Raw genomic sequence first — 19,387 nt, 5'->3', positions numbered from 1 at the left:
TCGCGAGCTTTGGTAGGCGAACCCAATGAGCCTTCCCAATCTTGATGCCAACAATTTCGATGCCGAGCGCCAGCACTGGATCACCGTGCGGGTCTATTATGAAGACACCGACTTCACAGGCATGGTCTATCACGCCAATTATCTCCGCTTCTTCGAGCGGGGTCGATCAGACCATCTGCGCGACGCTGGCGTCTCCCATCAATCCTTGCTGGAACGGGAAGACCCGGCGGCTTTCACGCTGACGCGAATTGAAGTGGACTATCGCAGGGCGGCACGGGTAGACGACCTGCTGCATATCCGGACGCGCTACATCGGTACCGACGGACCCCGCATCCTTTTTTCCCAAACCTGTTTCAGGGGAGAAGAAATCATTGCAGAGGGTGAGATCACAGCTGTCATGATTCACGTCGATGGCCGCCCGCGCCGTCCGATCCGCGAATTGGTGAAGCAACTGGAAGCATATCGCTGGGAGGGCGAGTCTTGAAATTGATGCACTTGGCGCTGTGGGGCGCGTGCCTGAGCTATCCCGCGGTTGCGCAGGCAGAAGCAGACTTTGACGCAGAGCGCGGCTTCTATGTTGCTGTGCGCGGATACGGGTCGATCGGGGATCAGAACAATCTGATTTTCGATGACAGCCGCGAGATCGCCGGGGCCCTGGGCTACCGGGTCAACCACTCAGTTCGTCTGGAGGCCGAATACGGATTCCGCTGGGCCAATATCGCGGGACTGAACGGTGCGAGCACGGCAAGTGGCGATTTCACAAGTCGCTCGATCGGGGTTCATGCCTTCTATGATTTCCGGGAAGGCAAGCGGCTGCGCCCATTCCTGGGCGCGGGCGGCGGGGCAGGGGTGCTCGATTTCAACTTCTCTGGCCCCGCGGACATCAATCCGGATTTCATCGTGGTCGGCAAGGACACCAATTCCAGCGCCTACTGGAATCTGTTTGCGGGCGCGACCTATCATCTGTCGGACAATTTCCGTTTGTCGCTGGGCAGTGAATACGTCTCGTATTCGGATCAGGCCGTCGCGTCGAACCTTGGCGGAATTGATGGCATCAACCGCGCCTACAACTTCTATGTCGGCACGCGATGGTTCCTGCCCGACTTGTCCAATTGATCGTAGGCCCGGTGCCAAATATCGGCCGATTGCCCACGTTTCGTTAAGAAAACTCCCTTAGCCGTTAACTGTGCTGCGGAAACTGGCCATCCTGCCGTGTTTCTGCCGAATTTGGTGTGGATGAAGGGGTGTGCCGGTCCCGTTTGGGATGCGGCTGATCACCCATGACGCGTAGATAGGAGCTTTAGCCCCCATGGAATCAGAAGCGATAGGCACCGCCGCGAGTCATGCCGACTTCTCGCTCTTCAGCCTCATTATGGCGGCTGACCCAATTGTTAAGCTGGTGCTCCTGTTCCTGCTGCTGGCATCTATCTGGTCCTGGATGGTGATTGGCGAAAAGCTTTTCTCGCTGGGCGCTGTACGCAAGAAATCACGCCAGTTCGAAGAAGCCTTCTGGAGCGGACGCACCGAGGATTTCGACATGCGACCCGGTCAGGCAACCAATGACGCTGCCAGCCGCGTGTTTGCAGCGGCTGCGCGCGAATGGTCTGACGCCAAGCGTTTGCAATCTGGTTCCGGCGAGGCGGCGGCCCTTGTCAGCCGCGCCGAGCGATCAATGCGCGCTGCGGTGGATCGCGAGATTGGACGCGCCGGAAACGGTCTCGGCATTCTTGCGACCATCGGATCTGCGTCACCCTTTATTGGCCTGTTCGGGACTGTCTGGGGCATCATGAACGCCTTCCTCAACATCGCTGAACAACAAGATACCAGCCTGGGCACCGTGGCTGGCCCGATCGCCGAGGCGCTGTTCGCGACCGGCATGGGACTCGTTGCGGCCATCCCGGCGGTTATCTTCTATAACAAGTTCACCGGTGACCTGACCAAGCTGGGCGACCAGCTGGACACGTTCTCGCAGGATGTTCTGGTGCGTTTGTCGCGCCGTGCCTCTGAATCCGCGAGGGACTAGGCGATGGGATTGATCCTTGGTTCGGGTGGCAAGGGCGGACGGCGCGGCCGTCGCGCGCTGAATGCCGAGATCAATGTGACGCCTTTTGTGGACGTCATGCTGGTCCTGCTGATCGTGTTCATGATCACTGCGCCGCTATTGGTGCGCGGCGAGGAAGTGAATTTGCCGAAGACGAGTTCCGGCCCGATCAAGACCGAACCGAATGACGACCCGCTGGCGATTTCCATCCGCGAGAATGGCGAGGTCTTTATTCAGACCACCCTTGTTGAGGATATAGCCACGCTCGGTCCGCAATTGCAGGCAATTATTGGCGAAGGCTACGAACAGCCGATCTATCTTCGCGGTGACGAGAACACGCCCTATGGCCGGATCATGGAAGTGACGGCCGAAATCCGGGCAGCAGGTTATACACGTGTGTCCTTTGTGACCGAACAAAAGAAGTAGGAGCGACCAGCCCCACATGCTTCGCGGCTTTACCATCTCGACCCTTCTTCATGCCTCCGTGCTTGCCGCGGCGGTGATGACGTGGCCGATGAAGAAGAGCGATTGCGACAAGCAGATCGAACGACTGGAACGTGAGGAGCCGGGCCTTTCACCGGTCGATATCCTGCTGCGCCTGCCGCAATGCGCCAGCACGATTGATGTGCCGATCGACATTGTCGATATTGGTCTGGTTACGGACGTTGCGCCGATCCAGAAAGTGCAGGAGCCTGCCGAAGAGGAGCCTGAAGAGACCGAACCGGAAGAGCAGCCTGACCCTGTCGATGAAGACGCCGAAATCGTCGAGGATCCGCCGGAAGAACCGGAAGAAGTGAACGAGACGCGCGAAACCGAAACAGCCGAAGAAGAGCCTGTTGTCGAAGACACCAAGGCCGAGCCGGAAGAAACCCCGAAGGAGCCTGAGCCCAAGAAGGAAGAGCCTCCGAAGAAGGAGCCGAAGCTGATCGAGAAGCAGAAGCCGAAATCGGAGTCTGACGAACTCGACTTTCTGAATGATTTCGAGGATATCCTGAAGGACAAGGCCCAGACCCAGCGCAAGGCTGCGCAAGAACAGGCCCCGCCTCCGATCAATAAACCGGTGCTTCAAGACGTCCAGCAGCCCCGCAAGGGGGCAGGGGAGCGGCGCGGCAACACGGCCTCCCTGCAAGCCGCGATGCGCCGACAGATTGGCTATTGCTGGAATGGCGTCGATGATCTGCCCAAGGATGACCAGATCAATGTGGTGATCCGGGTGAGGCTGAACCTGGACGGCTCGCTGGATGGCAATGCCAGCCTGGTGACGCCGCGCTCGATGCCGATTGGCCGCCGCGGCGTTGTGGTGCAGCGGGCCCTGACAGCCGTGCGCCAGTGTGCGAACTACCAATTGCCTGAAGACGATTATGACGAGTGGAAAGATATCGAGGTCACAATCGGGCCGCTAAAGGGGAATTGATGAATTACGCTCCATCCTATCGGTTGTTGGCGGCCATGATGGCGATCATGCTCATACCATCAGTGCTGCCGATGCATGCGGACGAAGATGCCGCTCGCTTTGATTTCGGGGCTAAGCTGCGTCGCCAGATCGGATCTTGCTGGAGGGGAGCAGAAAACCTTTCCCAGCCCGAGCGCGTGAGTGTTGTGTTGAGATTCCAACTGACGCCGAGTGGCGAACTGGATGGCGACGTCACGCTTGTATCCCCGGAAGCTGACGAGGTTTCCGCAGTGGCGATTTCCAGGGCTACAGATGCGATCTTGAATTGTGCGCCATACAATCTGCCAAAAGAACACTATCATATTTGGGAAGACGTTGAGGTCACCATAGGTCCTCCCAAGAACAATCTGGTTTCCTGAAGGAGAAAGAGATGATCCGCTTAGCAAAACTCTGGTTGATGGCCGGGCTTCTCGCCTTTGGTCTCGCCATGCCTGCCGCTGCGCAGCTGCAGGTCCGCGTCGACGAGGGTAATTTCCAGCCGACCCCGCTGGCCATTCCGGACTTTGAAGTCCGTGGCGCGAATGCCGAAATGGCCGAAGACATCGCCGATGTCGTCCGGGCCGATCTGGAATCGACTGGCCTGTTCGACATCCAGAACCCGGCGTCCTTCATCCAGAAGGATCTGTCGATCGACGTCCAGCCGCGCTTCCCGGACTGGCGGATCATCCAGACCGAGGGCCTTGTCGTCGGCGCGTATGAAGAATTGCCGGATGGCAAGATCGCCGTCTCGTTCCGCCTGTGGGATGTTTATGGTGGGGAAGTCATGCGGATCAATGGCCAGCCCGGCCGTCGCCTGACCACGACGCCAGACAATTGGCGCCGCATCGCGCACAAGATTGCGGATTCCATCTATAACCGCCTGACCGGTGAAGACCCATATTTCGATACGCGGATCGTCTATATTGCCGAGACCGGCCCAAAGACCGAGCGTGTGAAGCGCCTGGCGATCATGGATGCTGATGGTGCCAATCAACAATATCTGACTGCGGGGACGAACACGGTGCTGACGCCGCGCTTCAGCCCGTCAGCGCAGGAAATCACCTACATGTCGTATGAGGGCGGCCGTCCGCGCGTCTACCTCTTCAATATTGAGACGGGCCGTCAGGAATTGCTGGGCAATTTTCCGGGCATGACCTTCGCGCCGCGCTTCTCGCGGGATGGGGAGAGTGTGTTGATGACCCAGGCCCAGGGCGGCAACTCTGAAATCTACCTCATGAATCTGCAGACACGCCAATCGCGTCGCCTGACAGACCACCCGGCGATTGACACCTCGCCCTCCATGTCACCGGACGGACGCGCCATTGTGTTCACGTCTGACCGTGGCGGCAGCCCGCAGCTCTACATCATGAACACCGATGGCAGTCCGCGGACCTGCCCCTCCGGTGGTCGGGATGTTGCTTGCCGCATCACCTTCAACAAGGGCCAGTATTCAACACCGGTCTGGAGCCCACGGGGTGATCTGGTCGCGTTCACCAAGCAACTCGGCGGTCGATTTTACATCGGCGTGATCGGGACAGATGGCAAAGGCGAGCGCCTGCTGACCGAATCATACCTCGATGAGGGCCCGGACTGGTCACCAAACGGGCGCGTGATCGTGTATTTCCGCGAAAGTCGCCCCGGCGCTGGGCCACAGCTCTGGTCGGTAGATCTTTCAGGCCGAAATGAGCGCAGAATGATGACCCAGACGGACGCCTCCGATCCGGCCTGGTCGCCATTGTTGCAATAAATTCATGGCTTTCGCCCCCGGTTTTCGTCCGGGGGCGTTGCTTTTTGGAGACAAAACGTCAAAATAGTATCGAATCTGGGCGTTAGCTCTGCTTCCGCCCGATTGTCGCCCGAATTCTGTCAGAATATGGAGACAGATACCCGCTACACCCGGCACAACGTTGACAAACGCCAGCCGTTAAGGCGTCAATTAGCACTCAGGACATCCAGGGGAGTCTGAATAGCAATGAATACCACTTTTAAACTCGCAGCCGCAGCCGCGGTTGTTCTTTCGATCAGCGCGTGTGCATCCCAACCAGAGCCTGTTGAGCAGGTCGAGGAACAGGCACCAGTTGAAGTCGCTGAGCCAGCACCGGCTCCGGCTCCAGTTGAAGCAGCGCCAGCCGCACCGGTTGGTCCGCTCGCAGGCTCGCTCGAAGACTTCCGCGTCAACGTTGGTGAGCGCGTCTACTTTGACCTCAACGGCTACCGCCTCGATGTCGACGACCAGGAAATCCTGAAGCGTCAGGCTGCTTGGCTGTCGTCCTATCCGGGCGTTCGCATCATCGTTGCAGGTAACTGTGATGAGCGCGGCACCCGCGAGTACAACCTTGCCCTTGGTGAGCGTCGTGCTTCTATCGTGAAGGACTATCTGGTCAGCCTCGGCGTCGACCCGTCCCGCGTTGACACGATCTCCTACGGTAAAGAGCGTCCAATCGCTGCTGGTTCCGACGAGCAGGCATGGGCCCTGAACCGCAACGGCTTCACGCAAATCGTTTCCGGCGCAAACAGCTAGGTTTCTGCCGCGAATAGCTTCACAAGATGCAGCCGGGTGCCTTATTTTGGCCCCGGCTGTTTTTGTATGTTCGCCCACAATCCTCCGGAGGCTTCCCCCATGTTCAAAGCGCCCGCTCTTGTCCTCGCCAGCTTTTGCCTGATTGTTGGTCCTGCCGCCGCTCAGCGCGCTGCACCCATAACGCAAGGGGTCACCAGCTCCGACCTGTCGCAACAGGTGGCGCAGGCCCGCCAGCAAAGCGCGCAGGTTCAGGTCGAGGTCAATGGATTGACCGGGGACGTGATGCAACTGACCGGGCGGGTGGAAACGCTTGAATTCCAGCTCCAGCAACTGCGCGAGCAAAACGAGAACCTGTCACGCGACAATGAAGCCCTCATCGACGAGGCCGATGATTTGCGAACGCAGCTGGAAAATCAGTCTGCAGATATTGCCTCCCTGAAATCCTATCTTTCAGCGGCGGGCATCATGCCCGAGGCCGACCCCATGCCGGGCAATGTCGGCGGAGAGTTCGGGACGATGCCGGAAATGGGCGCAGCGACTGACCAGAGCTTCAATTCTGGCCCACGCCGTCTTGATGCACCCGCCTCCATGGGTGAAACGACTTCAAATACCTCCGGCCCGACCCGCCTGACCATGGGCGGCGCAGCCGCTGCCGGCGAGTCTCTGCCGGAAGGTTCACTGGGCACGATTCCTGCCAGCGCCCTGCCAGGCGAAGCGGGACCGCTCTTCGCCCTTGCGAAATCCAAGCTGATCCAGTTCGACTATGCTGGTGCGGAAGAGGCCTTTCGCGCCTTCCTTGAGCGGTTCGGCGATGACCCGCAGGCTGGTGAGGCACACTACTGGCTGGGAGAGTCGCTCTATCAGCAAAAAGCGTATGCCGACAGCGGCGCAGCCTATACGACGATGATCCGGTCTTATCCCGACAATCCCCGCGCGCCGGATGCGCTGGTCAAGTTGGCGCGGGCAATGCGTCTGATCGGTGACAAGGAAAAGGCCTGTCTGGCCCTTGGTACGCTGCCGAGCCGCTATCCGAACGCTTCGGGTGTGACGCGGGATCTGGCTGCGGTTGAGCGAACCAAGTCCGGCTGTGACAACTAGACGACTTCCTGACACATGATGGATGCGTTTGATCGGCTCTGTGGCACCGCTTCAGGGCCGATCGGCATTGCGGTGTCCGGGGGCAGCGACTCGCTTGCCCTGCTCGTGCTGGCCCATGACTGGGCCGCGCGGTCTGGTCGTGATCTGATGGCGTTTACCGTAGATCATCGCCTGCGGCCTGAGGCCGCCGACGAGGCCCGCCACGTGGCCAGTATTTGTGGGCAGATCAGCATAGCTCATGAAACATTGGTCTGGGAAACGCCTGTATCAAAACAGGCGCTGGCCCGGCGAGCGCGGCATGGCCTGATGGCCGCGGCACTTCGGGCGCGCGGAGGGGCGCGCCTGCTGCTAGGCCACACGTCTGACGATCAGTGCGAAACATTCCTGATGCGGGCCCGGCAGGGTTCGACCTGGTATGGCCTTGCTGGCATGCAACCGCGCGCCGTGTCGCCGGTTTGGCCCGAAGGGCAGGGGGTGATGATTGCCCGGCCGGTTCTCTCACACAGCCGCAGCGAATTGCGGACATGCCTGACTTCGCGTGGAATCCTTTGGGTCGATGACCCATCCAATCGCAACCTGGCCTATGAGCGGGTGCGCGTACGGGCGCAGCTGGACGGCCATGCTGACCTGAAAGCGCGCATCCTTGCCTGTCAGGCGCGTCTGCAGGACGTGCGGCGGCTGGAAGAGCGTCTGATTGGGCGCTGGATGGCCGATTGTGTTGTGTGGGATGGAAAAGGTCGCGCACGGCTGAATCTGTCCAGGCTACCGAGAGAGCGTCTGGAGCGCGCCCTCGGCCTGATGCTTCAAATCGTCGGCGGCAAGGAAACACCTCCACGGCGGGATGCCGTGCAGCAACTGGCGGGTCGACTTTCAGGCAACGAGGCGTTTCAAGGTGCCACGCTGGGCGGCGTCCTGATCTACCGCAAGCGGGGTGATGTAGTCCTGTCGGCAGAGCCTGGAATAGCAGGTACGGCCGCCGATCCCGCACTGGCGCGCGCCCGTTTTGACGCAATGCGAGCGCTCTATGTCGGCGATACGTGACAAAACAGCCATTTTAAGAGCTTTTGAGTCGTTTTCATGCGATAAGCCCCCTATCTTACGGGGTGAACACCGGAATTTGGAGCGAGACGAAAAATGAACGTCAGAAACTTGGCTATCTGGGGCGCAATTGCCCTCCTGGTCATCGGCATGGCCGTGGCCATGGGTGGAAACCCTCAGGCAGCACGTGCTGAAAAGGCCAAACTGTCTGTCATTTATGAACTGGTCGAGGATGGAAAAGTCGCGGATGCGACCCTCGGTGACCAGCGCATCATCGTCACCACCACCGACGGCCGGACCATGGTCAGCGAATTGCGGTCACTCGACATGACGACCCAGCAGTTTCTCGAAGAGAACCAGGTTCCCTTCACGGTGGATGCTGACAGCGGCCAGAATACGTTCGCGTCTCTGATCTTTTCCATCCTGCCAATCCTGCTGATCGTTGGCTTTGTCTTCTTCATGATGCGCCAGATGCAGTCTGGTGGAGGTCGTGGCGCGATGAGCTTCGGCAAGAGCCGCGCACGCCTCCTGACAGAAAAGCATGGCCGCGTGACGTTTGACGATGTTGCGGGCGTGGATGAAGCCAAGGAAGAACTGCAAGAGATCGTCGAGTTTTTGCAGGATCCGTCCAAATTCCAACGTCTTGGCGGTAAAATTCCGAAAGGCGCACTGCTGGTAGGCCCTCCGGGTACGGGTAAGACTTTGCTGGCACGGGCCGTGGCAGGCGAAGCAGGCGTGCCGTTCTTCACAATTTCCGGTTCGGACTTTGTCGAAATGTTTGTCGGTGTTGGCGCAAGCCGCGTCCGCGACATGTTCGAGCAGGCCAAGCGCTCGGCGCCTTGCATCATCTTCATTGACGAGATCGACGCGGTCGGCCGTTCACGCGGCGCTGGCCTCGGCGGCGGCAATGATGAGCGCGAGCAGACGCTCAACCAGTTGCTGGTTGAGATGGACGGTTTTGAAGCCAATGAGGGCATTATCCTGATTGCTGCGACCAACCGTCCTGACGTGCTGGATCCGGCATTGCTGCGTCCCGGTCGTTTCGACCGTCAGGTCACTGTCGGCAATCCTGACATCATCGGTCGTGAGAAAATCCTGCGCGTTCATATGCGCAATGTACCCTTGGCCAAGGATGTCGAGGCGCGGACGATTGCGCGCGGCACGCCGGGCTTTTCCGGGGCAGACCTTGCCAACCTCGTGAACGAGGCGGCCCTGCTGGCCGCCCGTCGCGGCAAGCGCGTTGTCGCCATGCAGGAATTCGAGGATGCCAAGGACAAGGTCCTGATGGGACCAGAGCGTCGCTCCATGGTGATGTCCGAAAAGGAAAAAGAACTGACAGCCTGGCACGAAGCTGGTCATGCCGTCGTGGCGCTGAAAGTGCCGGCTGCAGATCCCGTCCACAAAGCCACGATCATTCCGCGTGGTCGTGCGCTGGGCATGGTCATGCAGTTGCCGGAAGACGACAAGCTGTCCATGTCCAAGATCGAGATGACTTCGCGTCTCGCGATCATGATGGGCGGGCGCGTGGCCGAAGAGCTGAAATTCGGCGAAGACAATGTCACCGCTGGTGCAGCCTCTGACATTCAGCAGGCGACACGCCTTGCACGCGCCATGGTCACCCGCTGGGGCTTTGCCGACGCGGTCGGCCCAGTTGATTATGGCGATGACCAGGGCGACGTTTTCCTCGGCCAGCAGCTGATGCAATCCTCGCATGTCTCGGAAGAGACCTCGCGGAAGATTGAGGAAGAAGTACGTACGCTGATCCAGACCGGCATGGATGATGCTCGCCGGATCATGACCGAGTGCCGGAAGGATTGGGAGGCGATTGCAACCGGTCTTCTGGAGTATGAAACCCTGACGGGTGACGAGATTTCGGCTTTGCTCAAAGGCAATCCACCATCGCGTCCTGATTTGGGCGATGATGACACGACGCCGGGCTCGGCGGTGCCGGTGATTGGCAAACGCCGCAAGCCCAAGGGCGATGGCGGCCTTGGCGATCCGGAGCCTAATCCGGCCTGATCGCTGGGGTCCCAGCAAAAAGTTTGAAAAGCGCGGTCAGTTCGGCCGCGCTTTTTTTGCTTTTATACAATGGCTTGCCTTTCGCCTGCTGAACACTACCGTTATCCAACGAGTCAGGAACGTTCTTCTTGTCGACGGGTTCTGCCATTGCGCGCGCCTCTTCGCGGGCCTTGCGCGACGAGAAACAAAGCGGAGGCTGGCAGGCTTCATGTGCAATGCGCCCCTTCACGTGTCGCTCGACACTGGACACGAAATCCTGTTGAGGCCCGTCGGCCTGGATGACGAGCCACGCTTCCAGCAAATATTCCGATCCATGTCGCCGGAGTCGCGCTATTTGCGCTTTTTCAGCGGCGCCAATCCTGTGCCCGATGCGGTTGTCCACAGTCTCGCAAATGCGGATGGCAAGGCTCATATTGCATGGGGCATTCTCGACGCCAGCGAAGACGACACACCACTCATGGCAGCGGCCCATGCCATTCGCGCAGAGCCGGACAGCAAGCGTGCCGAACTCGCGCTTGGTGTACTGGACCAGTACCAGGCGCATGGCCTGTCCCGCCTATTGATTGCGTCGGTGGCGCTATCCTGCCGCGCGCAGGGCATCACCACGCTGGAGGCTGAAACCCTGCCAGAAAATCGAAAGGCCAACAGCCTCTTCAAGGCGCTCGGGGGCAAGGTAATTCGACCGTTGCCGCCGACGACGGTGTGGGAGTTCGAAGTGGATGACCTGATCGACCAGCTCAAGCATATGGAAAAGCCGGAAGGCTTGCGAGCTGTTTTCAGCACAAACGGGTAAGTGCTTGCCTCACAGATAGTTCATGGCAAGTTCGAGGGCCCGGCAGACGATGTAGATGACGAGGGCGAAAATCCAACGCCAGGCACCGACTGTTTGGGTCAGGTATTGAAGACTGTCGACACGGTCCCAAAATACATGACCATCTTCGCTCAGCGTTCGGGCGCATATGATATGGGTGATCAGGCTGATCAATGGAATACCGAGCCCCATGCCGGCAAGCATCGCCAGAGCTGAACGCTTCAGGCTGGACCGGAAGGACAGCCGGCTTCCAATAATGTTCCGTATTCTGATGCCCATCAGGGCCTTGCCGGGCGTATTTCCCAATTGGGAAACGCAGAATGCCTCAAGCACAGTGAAGGTCAGTGCGTGAAGCACGAGAAAGACGCCCACGAAGATATAGCCGTCGAAGAAAGCCTCATCCATCGGCCATGCCAGCAGGGTCGCCACAAAGCCGTAGATGAAGATAAGCCCCATCATGATCGCGAAAGAGGGGATCAGGCAGAGGTAGAAATCGATCCATTTGGCCAGGAAGCGAGCCCAGATGCGGGGTTTGTGCTCGGCTGCCAAGTCAATTCGGGGGCGCTCACCCTCCGGCGCCTCGCCAAAGACATCAATGTCAGGTGAAGTCGACATATAAAAAAGCCCCCATCCGGATCAACCCGGGATGGAGGCTAATTTGGATTCGCGGATCAGGAAACCCGTTCGACCATCATGTGCTTGATCTTGGCAATCGCCTTGGCCGGATTCAGGCCTTTCGGGCAGACCTGTGCACAGTTCATGATCGTGTGGCAACGATACAGCTTGAACGGGTCCTCAAGGTCATCGAGGCGCTCGCCGGTTGCTTCATCGCGGCTATCGATCAGCCAGCGATAGGCCTGTAGCAGGGCCGCTGGCCCCAGATACTTGTCGCCATTCCACCAGTAGGACGGGCAGGAGGTCGTGCAGGAGGCACAGAGGATACATTCGTAAAGGCCGTTCAGCTCTTCACGGTCTTCCTCGGATTGCTTCCATTCCTTTTCGGGGTCTGGCGTAACCGTCTTCAGGTATGGCTGCACATAGGCATGCTGGGCATAGAAGCTGGTCAGGTCCGGGATCAGGTCTTTCACCACCGGCTGCGAGGGCAGGGGCGCAATCGTGATGACGCCGCCCGGCAGTTCGTCGAAGCCCTTGGTGCAGGCAATCGTGTTCTGGCCGGCAATATTCATGGCGCAGGAGCCGCAGACGCCTTCACGGCAGGAGCGGCGGAATGCCAGCGTCGGGTCGACATTGTTCTTGATGTAGAACAACACGTCCAAGATCATTGTGCCGGCGCGATCCATGTCCACCCAATAGGTGTCCCAGCGTGGATTACCGCCCTCTTCCGGGCTGTAGCGATAAATCCGGAACTGGCGGAGATTGGTCGCGCCTTGCGGCTTCGGCCAGGTCTTGCCCTTTTTGGGCGCGGAGCCTTTGGGGAGAGTAAGTTGAACCATGTCGTGCTCGCCTTGATATCCTAGTAAACCCGGGCCTTGGGCTCGATGTAGCTGATTTCGTTCGAAAGCGTGTAATTGTGCACTTCGCGATAGTCGATCGTGACCTTGCCGGCCTCATCGCACCAGGCGAGCGTGTGTTTCATCCACGTTTCGTCATTACGCTCCGAGAAGTCTTCGCGGGCGTGCGCGCCGCGGCTTTCCTGACGGTTGGCCGCAGAGTTCACGGTGACAGCAGCCTGCGCGATCAGATTGTCGAACTCAAGGGCTTCAACAAGATCTGTATTCCAGACCATGCCGCGGTCTTTCACATCGATCCCGGGCGCTTTCTTGTAGACTTCCTCGATGGCATCGACGCCGTCCTTCAGGACATCGCCGGTGCGGAAGACGGCGCAATTGTTCTGCATGCCCTTTTGCATTTCGAGGCGGAGGGCAGCGACAGGTTGGTCGCCCGTTGCGTTGCGCAGGCGGTCAAGCCGCGCGAGGTGGCTGTCGGTGGCGCCCTTCGGCAATTCCGGCTGGGTTGCGCCCGCTTCCGTGGTGGCGCCACAGCGCTGGCCGGCTGCGCGACCGAAGACGACAAGATCGATCAGCGAGTTGGAGCCGAGACGGTTGGCGCCGTGTACGGAGACACAGGCCGCTTCGCCGACGGCCATCAGACCGGGCACGACCGAATCCGGGTCTCCATTCTTCTTGGTCAGTACTTCGCCATGATAATTGGTCGGGATGCCGCCCATATTGTAATGAACGGTCGGAAGCACCGGGATCGGCTCTTTCGTGACGTCCACGCCAGCAAAGATTTTCGCCGTCTCGGAGATGCCCGGCAGGCGGGCCGCCAGGACTTCTGCGCCGAGATGCTCGAGATGGAGGTGGATATGATCCTTCTCCGCGCCGACACCGCGGCCCTCGCGGATTTCCATGGTCATGGCACGGGAGACCACGTCGCGAGACGCGAGGTCTTTTGCTGACGGAGCATAGCGCTCCATGAAGCGCTCACCTTCGGAATTGGTCAGGTAACCGCCTTCGCCGCGCGAACCTTCAGTGATCAGGCAGCCGGAGCCGTAGATACCGGTCGGGTGGAACTGGACGAATTCCATGTCCTGCAATGGCAGGCCGGCGCGGAGCACCATGGCATTGCCGTCACCCGTACAGGTGTGAGCCGAGGTACAGGAGAAGAAGGCGCGGCCATACCCGCCGGTCGCAAGCACGACTTTCTGCGCGCGGAAGCGGTGCAGCGTGCCGTCATCGAGTTTCCACGCGGTGACACCGCGGCAAGCGCCTTCCTCATCCATGATGAGGTCGAGCGCGAAATATTCGATGAAGAATTCGGTCTCTTCCTTGACGCACTGACCATACAGTGTGTGCAGCATGGCGTGACCGGTACGGTCAGCCGCAGCACATGTCCGCTGGACAGGGCCCTGACCAAAATCACGTGTCATGCCGCCGAATGCGCGCTGGTAGATCTTACCTTCCTCTGTTCGCGAGAAGGGCATGCCCCAATGCTCAAGTTCGTAAACCGCAGCAGGCGCTTCACGGCAAAGATATTCGATGGCGTCCTGATCGCCGAGCCAGTCTGACCCTTTGACCGTGTCGTACATATGCCAGCGCCAGTCATCCTCGCCCATATTGCCAAGCGAGGCGGCAATGCCACCTTGTGCAGCCACCGTGTGGGAGCGCGTCGGGAAGACTTTGGAGATACAGGCCGTTTTCAGGCCTGCCTGTGCGGCGCCCAAAGCTGCGCGGAGGCCAGAGCCGCCGGCGCCAACAACCACGACATCATATGTATGGTCGGTCCAGGTATAATTGCTCATCTTATGTTTCTCCCGCGAGGCTAGACGCCCGCGCCAATCCAGATTTTGAGAACCGACAGGGCCACCGTCACGAAAAGCGCGATGCACGCAAAGCTGTTCAGGATAAGCAGGGCCGATTTGGTTCCTGTCTTCGCGATATAGTCCTCGATCACCACTTGCATACCAATGCGCATGTGAAAGAACGCCGCGCCGGCAGTCAGGATCAGCAGGATGGCGTTCCAGGGCTTGGCGGCCCATGCCTGAGCGTCAACGATATTGCCGCTCATCGCGTTGATGATGGAGTAGACGAACCACGGTACGAGGAAGATCAGCGCAATCGCGGAGACGCGCTGACGAATATGGGTTTCGGTGCCGGACTTGGCCGAGCCGAGGCCACGAGCCATTTTGGCTGGCGTAATGAAATCGTGTGAAGACATGTCCGTCGCCCCCTAAAGCCAAGTCGTTGCGGCGAAGATGGCCGCAGCGCCAATAACGGCGAAAAGATAGATAAACACCGACACGGTGCTGGCTGTTTTGGGGTCAAATCCGATATGCGGCCCATCCCAGAGCAGGTGACGGATGCCATTCGCGAAATGATAGAGTACCGCGACAGCCCACAGGAACAGGATGACCTGACCATACCAGACTGAGATGACGCTTTCGATCACACTATACCATTCGGCATTGGTTGCGAGCGCGACGATCCAGGCGGTGATAAGGAAGCTTCCGAAATACAGGGCTGTGCCGGTAATTCGATGGGTGATGGACGCGGCCATCGTAATGTGGAAACGCCAGATCTGGAGATGTGGCGACAATGGGCGAGGATCTGCCCGGGAAGTGCTTGCCATGAGGGATGACCTTGCTTGCCTGCAATGAACGCTTTGGCTTGGGTTCTAGGTTTCTCTATGGTCCTGTCAACGCCACAGGGCTAGGGAGCGACAATATGAAACCTTTTCTTTTTGCACTTGCCGCAGGGGCGCTCACAGCTGTGCTGGCACAGGGAGCTGCTGCAGATCCGCTCGACGCGCTGATTCCAGCCTATGAGTCTTATGTGGACGCCGTCAGTCCTGAAGATGCAGCACGGGAAGAGAATCGCGCGCCAGATCGCTGGGCGGATGTTCGGCCGGCCTCTATTGCGGCCCAAACGGACGCCGCGCGGGCCCTTCTGAAAGATGTGCAAAAAGCTGAAACCGAACATGTCATCGATCAGGCGATCCTGATTCGCCTGTTGAAATCGGACATCAACTGGGCGGAGACTGATTCGGCCCGCATCCCGTTCACGGGTGACTGGGGTTTTCAGGCCGAACCTGTCTTTGCCGCGATGCGGACAGATATCGACAGCGTGGAATCCGCCGAGGCCTGGATTGCACGCCTGAACGACGTGCCACGCTATTTCGCCGAGAATATCGAGAATATGAGGCGCGGGATCGAAACCGGGTGGACCGCCAACCGGGATCCCCTTGAAACCGTGATCGACCAGATCCGGGAACAGATCATGGACGATGCGTCTGAAAGCGGCCTTTACGCGCCGTTCAAGGCTCTGCCGGAAGGCATCGACCCCGAAATCGCTGCGCGTCTCAGGGCGGAAGGCCTTCAGGCGACCGCTCGTGCCATTTCCGCCTATCTGGATGTCCTGCGCTTCCTTGAAATCGAGTATCGGCCGTATCTGCGTCAGGGTGCAGGAATCGCAGATCTCGAGAATGGACGCGAGGTTTATGCTGCGGCGGTTGAACACTACACGGCCGGGGCGGGCTACAGTCCGGAGGAGATCCATCTTCTTGGCCAGTCGGAAGTCACGCGGATCCGGTCCGAGATGGAACAAATCATCGCAGAAATCGGCTTTGAAGGCAGCTTTGAGGACTTCCTGACCTATCTGAGGACTGATCCGCAATTCTATGCCCAGTCTGCCGATGAGTTGATGGAGGCTGCCGAAGAAATCTCCTCACGCTTGCGCGCCAGTTTGCCGGACTATTTCGGGACGCTTCCGGAGCTGGAATTTGAGGTCCAGCCTGTGCCAGATTCGATCGCGCCGGGCTATACGACCGGCCGTTATGTATCGGGCGATCCGGAGGAGGGTCGCCTCGGTATTTACCTTGTGAATACCTATGCCCTCGACCAAAGACCCCTTTATGAATTGCCCGCCTTGTCTGCGCACGAGGCCGTTCCCGGCCATCATCTTCAGATTGCGCTGGCCCAGGAAATGTCGGACCAGCCGGACTTCCGGAAGAACTATTATGCGACAGCCTTCGGTGAAGGCTGGGGGCTATACGCTGAGCGGATTGCGGGTGAAGCGGGCATTTATCGCACACCTTATGAGCGCTTTGGCGCTCTATCCTATGAGATGTGGCGGGCTTGCCGGCTTGTCGCGGATACGGGCCTGCACTGGTATGGCTGGACACGGTCACAAGCCGAAGCGTGTTTCATTGAGAATTCCGCGCTCGCCCCGCTGAACATCCAGACGGAGGTGACACGCTATATCGGCTGGCCGGGGCAGGCAGTTGCCTACAAGGTGGGCGAGCTCAAATTCCGGGAGCTGCGGGCCAAGGCGGAACTTGAACTGGGTGAGGATTTCGATCTACGCGCATTTCATGATTCGGCGCTTGCAGAAGGCGCTGTACCCCTCGATGTGCTGGATGTGCGCATTGATGACTGGATTGATACCCAACAAATCAGTCCCTCGGCTCCCAACGTCTTGCCAAACTGAGCCTTCATGAAACTCACCATTATCGAGACCGGGCTCGTGCCTGAACCCATTCGGGCGGATTTTGCGGATTATCCGGAGATGTTCCGGAACCTGATATCTGCCGCAGACCCGGATATCGAGTACGAAACCGTGTCCGTCATTCAGGGAGAGCCTTTACCTGATATCGCCGGGCTGGAGGCGATCCTCATCACAGGCTCTCCTGCGGGCGTGTATGATGACTATGACTGGATCGCGCCGCTGATGCAGTTCATCCGGGATGCGGCCTCAGCCAGCGTGCCACAGGTCGGTATCTGTTTCGGTCATCAGATCATGGCAGAAGCATTGGGCGGAAAGGTCATCAAATCTCCCAAGGGTTGGGGGATCGGTCGGCATTCCTATGATGTGAAAGCATGTCCCGACTGGATGGGGGGCGATTGCCCGGCAACGATTTCCGTGCCGGTCAGCCATCAGGATCAGGTCGTTGAATTGCCGCCGGGTGCCAGCGTGCTGGCGCGGTCAGATTTCACGCCTTTTGCGGCGATAGAGTATGGCAAGACGCCTGCGATATCCTTCCAGTGCCACCCGGAGTTTGATGCTGACTATTCGGCCGCGCTCTACACGATCCGAAAGGGTCGTCCGCTGGCCGCAAACGCTGTCGACATGGCGATCGGGTCGCTGGAACAACCGCTCGACAATCAGCGTTTGGGAAGCTGGATCGCCCGGTTCCTGACTCAGTCCTGAGCGGGGGCAGGGGGAATCCGCCCTTGAAACTCGCAGGTTTCCCCTGTGGCGCGAAACCTGCATACTCTTTGTCGAAGTGACACATTCGTGTTGTAGGGACGCACAAAATCTTCGGAGACGTACGCATATGATGCCCAAACCGCTGGCTGACATTAAGCCAAACACGCTGGAATTCGAGATTCTGCCGCTGGTGAAGCCAACAGGCTTTCGCGAATATGATGCGCGTTGGTGGTTCAACGGAATCGGTAAGGAGAAGGCACCGGAACTGAATTTCACCGGTGTTCAGGCGCTGGGCCTCGGCATGGCAACGCTGTTCCATGAATTGGGGGTCGAGCCCAAAGTGGTGACCGGGCATGATTTCCGCTCGATCAGTCAGCCGATCAAGAACGCGCTCATCCTCGGCATGGTGCAAGGCGGCTGTGAAGTACTGGATGTGGGCCTCGCGCTTTCGCCAATGGTCTATTGGGCACAGTTCGAGCTGGATGCAGCCTGCTGTGCCATGGTGACAGCGAGCCACAACGAAAACGGCTGGACCGGGGTCAAGATGGGGGCCGACAAGCCGCTAACATTCGGACCAGTTGAGATGGGCCGCCTGAAAGAGATCGTCATGGGTGGCGAGTTTCAGCCCCGCGCGGGCGGCGGTCATTTCCGGGTCGATGATTTGCGGGACAAGTATATCAAGGCAGTCGTTGGCGATACGAAGCTTAGTCGTCCGATCAAGGTGATTGCGGCGTGTGGCAATGGCACTGCGGGCGCGTTTGCGCCGGATGCGTTGCGTATGATGGGCGCAGAAGTTGTCGAGATGGACTGCAACCTCGACAACACGTTCCCGAAATATAATCCCAACCCGGAAGATGCAGAAATGCTGCATGAAATGTCGAAAGCCGTCAAAGATCTTGGCGCAGATGTCGCGCTCGGTTTTGATGGTGATGGCGACCGCTGTGGTGTTGTGGACAATACAGGCGAGGAAATCTTCGCGGACAAGATCGGCCTGATGTTGGCGCGCGATTTGTCGAAACTCTACAAGGACGCGACTTTCGTCGTCGATGTGAAGTCAACCGGCCTCTACAAGACCGATCCCGTGCTGAAGGAAAATGGTGCGACGGTCGATTACTACAAGACCGGCCATTCCTACATCAAGCGCCGCACCAATGAGTTGGGCGCGCTGGCAGGGTTTGAAAAGTCCGGTCACTTCTTCTTCCAGCCTCCAATTGGGCTTGGTTATGATGATGGGCTGGTTGCGGCGAAGGCCATTCTCGAAATGCTGGATCGCAATCCGGGCAAGACAATGGCCGATATGAAGGGGGAGCTGGGCGTTGCCTATACTTCACTCACCATGTCACCGCATTGCGATGATGAAACCAAATATGGCGTCGTCGACAAGATGGTCGCAGAATATGAAGGCCTGAATGGCACCGAAATTCTTGGTCGGAAAGTCATTGATGTGAATACTGTCAATGGTGCCCGCGTGACACTGGAAGACGGGTCCTGGGTTCTTATACGTGCGTCCTCCAACAAGCCGGAACTGGTTGTGGTGGTTGAATCCATGACGAGCGCCGATGATATGCGCGATCTCTTCCACAAGGAAATCAAGCCGCGCCTCGGCAAGCACCCGGAAGTCGGAGCATATAATCAGGAAATCTGATCCCTTTCTGCCAAGGGAAACTCTTTAGAACATGATCAGGCCTGTATCGCCCGGAGCGGGCCTGATCCATTTTAACCGGGCAGAATGTCTCGCAGCATCCCGCGTGGGCCGGGTGTG

General features: G+C 58.7%; 21 protein-coding genes. 15 read left to right on the top strand and 6 right to left on the bottom strand.

All coding sequences use genetic code 11. The features are described from left to right. The first annotated feature begins 25 nt into the window (after positions 1 to 25). From B3527_RS12915 to ftsH, 11 genes are all read left to right on the top strand, one after another. Positions 26 to 484, top strand: coding sequence for a YbgC/FadM family acyl-CoA thioesterase (locus B3527_RS12915; protein WP_290480144.1), 459 nt, complete (start codon positions 26 to 28; stop codon positions 482 to 484). A 5-nt stretch (positions 485 to 489) separates the two neighbouring features. Continuing rightward, on the top strand, positions 490 to 1,116 hold the full coding sequence (locus tag B3527_RS12910; protein WP_242517550.1) for an outer membrane beta-barrel protein: 627 nt from the start codon (positions 490 to 492) through the stop codon (positions 1,114 to 1,116). Positions 1,117 to 1,309: 193 nt separating this feature from the next. Further along, a complete protein-coding gene (gene tolQ, locus B3527_RS12905; RefSeq protein WP_034814783.1) occupies positions 1,310 to 2,023 on the top strand; it encodes a protein TolQ in 714 nt (237 codons plus the stop codon). A 3-nt stretch (positions 2,024 to 2,026) separates the two neighbouring features. Continuing rightward, on the top strand, positions 2,027 to 2,467 hold the full coding sequence (locus B3527_RS12900; RefSeq protein WP_034814786.1) for an ExbD/TolR family protein: 441 nt from the start codon (positions 2,027 to 2,029) through the stop codon (positions 2,465 to 2,467). 16 nt (positions 2,468 to 2,483) lie between these two features. Beyond that, a complete protein-coding gene (locus B3527_RS12895; RefSeq protein WP_290480143.1) occupies positions 2,484 to 3,455 on the top strand; it encodes a hypothetical protein in 972 nt (323 codons plus the stop codon). Beyond that, positions 3,455 to 3,853 carry a hypothetical protein gene (locus B3527_RS12890; RefSeq protein WP_290480142.1) on the top strand — a complete coding sequence of 133 codons (399 nt, stop codon included), beginning with the start codon at positions 3,455 to 3,457 and terminating at the stop codon, positions 3,851 to 3,853. Before B3527_RS12895 ends, B3527_RS12890 begins: the two co-directional genes overlap by 1 nt. Positions 3,854 to 3,864: 11 nt before the next feature. Next, positions 3,865 to 5,220 (top strand): Tol-Pal system beta propeller repeat protein TolB, encoded by a 1,356-nt coding sequence (gene tolB / locus B3527_RS12885; protein WP_206991543.1) that lies wholly within the window; start codon positions 3,865 to 3,867, stop codon positions 5,218 to 5,220. Positions 5,221 to 5,445: 225 nt separating this feature from the next. Then, positions 5,446 to 5,994 carry a peptidoglycan-associated lipoprotein Pal gene (pal, locus tag B3527_RS12880; protein ID WP_034814792.1) on the top strand — a complete coding sequence of 183 codons (549 nt, stop codon included), beginning with the start codon at positions 5,446 to 5,448 and terminating at the stop codon, positions 5,992 to 5,994. Between the two features lie 99 nt (positions 5,995 to 6,093). Further along, positions 6,094 to 7,092, top strand: coding sequence for a tol-pal system protein YbgF (ybgF, locus tag B3527_RS12875; RefSeq protein ID WP_206991542.1), 999 nt, complete (start codon positions 6,094 to 6,096; stop codon positions 7,090 to 7,092). A 15-nt stretch (positions 7,093 to 7,107) separates the two neighbouring features. Further along, positions 7,108 to 8,133, top strand: a complete 1,026-nt coding sequence (gene tilS / locus B3527_RS12870; RefSeq protein WP_290480141.1) for a tRNA lysidine(34) synthetase TilS — start codon at positions 7,108 to 7,110, stop codon at positions 8,131 to 8,133. 93 nt (positions 8,134 to 8,226) lie between these two features. Beyond that, the gene (gene ftsH / locus B3527_RS12865; protein ID WP_034814802.1) at positions 8,227 to 10,149 is read left to right on the top strand and encodes an ATP-dependent zinc metalloprotease FtsH; all 1,923 of its coding nucleotides are present in this window, start codon (positions 8,227 to 8,229) and stop codon (positions 10,147 to 10,149) included. On the opposite strand, the gene B3527_RS12860 is transcribed toward ftsH, so the two are convergent. Beyond that, positions 10,136 to 10,297 carry a hypothetical protein gene (locus B3527_RS12860; protein ID WP_290480140.1) on the bottom strand — a complete coding sequence of 54 codons (162 nt, stop codon included), beginning with the start codon at positions 10,295 to 10,297 and terminating at the stop codon, positions 10,136 to 10,138. The genes ftsH and B3527_RS12860 overlap by 14 nt on opposite strands. 60 nt (positions 10,298 to 10,357) lie before the next feature. Between B3527_RS12860 and B3527_RS12855 the strand changes: the two genes are divergently transcribed. After that, the gene (locus B3527_RS12855; RefSeq protein ID WP_290480139.1) at positions 10,358 to 10,942 is read left to right on the top strand and encodes a GNAT family N-acetyltransferase; all 585 of its coding nucleotides are present in this window, start codon (positions 10,358 to 10,360) and stop codon (positions 10,940 to 10,942) included. 9 nt (positions 10,943 to 10,951) lie between these two features. Here B3527_RS12855 and B3527_RS12850 read toward each other — a convergent pair whose 3' ends face one another. From B3527_RS12850 to sdhC, 5 genes are read right to left on the bottom strand one after another with little or no spacing between them, the layout of a single operon-like run. Continuing rightward, a complete protein-coding gene (locus B3527_RS12850) occupies positions 10,952 to 11,575 on the bottom strand; it encodes an RDD family protein (protein ID WP_290480138.1) in 624 nt (207 codons plus the stop codon). Positions 11,576 to 11,631: 56 nt separating this feature from the next. After that, positions 11,632 to 12,414 (bottom strand): succinate dehydrogenase iron-sulfur subunit, encoded by a 783-nt coding sequence (locus B3527_RS12845; protein WP_034814804.1) that lies wholly within the window; start codon positions 12,412 to 12,414, stop codon positions 11,632 to 11,634. Between the two features lie 20 nt (positions 12,415 to 12,434). Further along, positions 12,435 to 14,222, bottom strand: coding sequence for a succinate dehydrogenase flavoprotein subunit (sdhA, locus tag B3527_RS12840; protein ID WP_034814806.1), 1,788 nt, complete (start codon positions 14,220 to 14,222; stop codon positions 12,435 to 12,437). A gap of 20 nt (positions 14,223 to 14,242) precedes the next feature. Then, the gene (sdhD, locus tag B3527_RS12835) at positions 14,243 to 14,638 is read right to left on the bottom strand and encodes a succinate dehydrogenase, hydrophobic membrane anchor protein (protein ID WP_206991537.1); all 396 of its coding nucleotides are present in this window, start codon (positions 14,636 to 14,638) and stop codon (positions 14,243 to 14,245) included. 12 nt (positions 14,639 to 14,650) lie between these two features. After that, positions 14,651 to 15,049, bottom strand: coding sequence for a succinate dehydrogenase, cytochrome b556 subunit (gene sdhC, locus B3527_RS12830; protein WP_290480137.1), 399 nt, complete (start codon positions 15,047 to 15,049; stop codon positions 14,651 to 14,653). A gap of 95 nt (positions 15,050 to 15,144) precedes the next feature. On the opposite strand from sdhC, the gene B3527_RS12825 reads away from it, so the two are divergent. The 3 genes from B3527_RS12825 to B3527_RS12815 all read left to right on the top strand — a co-directional run bounded on the left by B3527_RS12825 (position 15,145) and on the right by B3527_RS12815 (position 19,270). Next, complete coding sequence (locus B3527_RS12825) at positions 15,145 to 16,905, top strand: DUF885 domain-containing protein (protein ID WP_290480136.1); 1,761 nt, start codon at positions 15,145 to 15,147, stop codon at positions 16,903 to 16,905. A gap of 6 nt (positions 16,906 to 16,911) precedes the next feature. Further along, positions 16,912 to 17,625: a type 1 glutamine amidotransferase gene (locus B3527_RS12820; RefSeq protein ID WP_286852206.1), complete on the top strand. Its 714-nt coding sequence runs from the start codon at positions 16,912 to 16,914 to the stop codon at positions 17,623 to 17,625. A 130-nt stretch (positions 17,626 to 17,755) separates the two neighbouring features. After that, positions 17,756 to 19,270 carry a phosphomannomutase/phosphoglucomutase gene (locus tag B3527_RS12815; protein WP_349678100.1) on the top strand — a complete coding sequence of 505 codons (1,515 nt, stop codon included), beginning with the start codon at positions 17,756 to 17,758 and terminating at the stop codon, positions 19,268 to 19,270. Positions 19,271 to 19,387: the final 117 nt, after the last annotated feature.

The organism is Hyphomonas sp. UBA4505 (assembly GCF_002388685.1).
In the GTDB taxonomy this organism is placed as follows: domain Bacteria; phylum Pseudomonadota; class Alphaproteobacteria; order Caulobacterales; family Hyphomonadaceae; genus Hyphomonas.
This window is presented reverse-complemented; position numbering and strand designations above follow the sequence as displayed.

Coding starts and splice junctions, on each gene's coding strand:
- B3527_RS12915 (WP_290480144.1), top strand. CDS start 26: ATGAGCCTTCCCAATCTTGATGCCAACAATTTCGATGCCGAGCGCCAG.
- B3527_RS12900 (WP_034814786.1), top strand. CDS start 2,027: ATGGGATTGATCCTTGGTTCGGGTGGCAAGGGCGGACGGCGCGGCCGT.
- tilS (WP_290480141.1), top strand. CDS start 7,108: ATGATGGATGCGTTTGATCGGCTCTGTGGCACCGCTTCAGGGCCGATC.
- B3527_RS12820 (WP_286852206.1), top strand. CDS start 16,912: ATGAAACTCACCATTATCGAGACCGGGCTCGTGCCTGAACCCATTCGG.
- B3527_RS12845 (WP_034814804.1), bottom strand. CDS start 12,414: ATGGTTCAACTTACTCTCCCCAAAGGCTCCGCGCCCAAAAAGGGCAAG.
- sdhC (WP_290480137.1), bottom strand. CDS start 15,049: ATGGCAAGCACTTCCCGGGCAGATCCTCGCCCATTGTCGCCACATCTC.
- B3527_RS12910 (WP_242517550.1), top strand. CDS start 490: ATGCACTTGGCGCTGTGGGGCGCGTGCCTGAGCTATCCCGCGGTTGCG.
- pal (WP_034814792.1), top strand. CDS start 5,446: ATGAATACCACTTTTAAACTCGCAGCCGCAGCCGCGGTTGTTCTTTCG.
- B3527_RS12890 (WP_290480142.1), top strand. CDS start 3,455: ATGAATTACGCTCCATCCTATCGGTTGTTGGCGGCCATGATGGCGATC.
- B3527_RS12850 (WP_290480138.1), bottom strand. CDS start 11,575: ATGTCGACTTCACCTGACATTGATGTCTTTGGCGAGGCGCCGGAGGGT.
- B3527_RS12895 (WP_290480143.1), top strand. CDS start 2,484: ATGCTTCGCGGCTTTACCATCTCGACCCTTCTTCATGCCTCCGTGCTT.
- B3527_RS12825 (WP_290480136.1), top strand. CDS start 15,145: ATGAAACCTTTTCTTTTTGCACTTGCCGCAGGGGCGCTCACAGCTGTG.
- B3527_RS12860 (WP_290480140.1), bottom strand. CDS start 10,297: ATGGCAGAACCCGTCGACAAGAAGAACGTTCCTGACTCGTTGGATAAC.
- tolB (WP_206991543.1), top strand. CDS start 3,865: ATGATCCGCTTAGCAAAACTCTGGTTGATGGCCGGGCTTCTCGCCTTT.
- ybgF (WP_206991542.1), top strand. CDS start 6,094: ATGTTCAAAGCGCCCGCTCTTGTCCTCGCCAGCTTTTGCCTGATTGTT.
- ftsH (WP_034814802.1), top strand. CDS start 8,227: ATGAACGTCAGAAACTTGGCTATCTGGGGCGCAATTGCCCTCCTGGTC.
- sdhA (WP_034814806.1), bottom strand. CDS start 14,222: ATGAGCAATTATACCTGGACCGACCATACATATGATGTCGTGGTTGTT.
- B3527_RS12815 (WP_349678100.1), top strand. CDS start 17,756: ATGCCCAAACCGCTGGCTGACATTAAGCCAAACACGCTGGAATTCGAG.
- tolQ (WP_034814783.1), top strand. CDS start 1,310: ATGGAATCAGAAGCGATAGGCACCGCCGCGAGTCATGCCGACTTCTCG.
- sdhD (WP_206991537.1), bottom strand. CDS start 14,638: ATGTCTTCACACGATTTCATTACGCCAGCCAAAATGGCTCGTGGCCTC.
- B3527_RS12855 (WP_290480139.1), top strand. CDS start 10,358: ATGTGCAATGCGCCCCTTCACGTGTCGCTCGACACTGGACACGAAATC.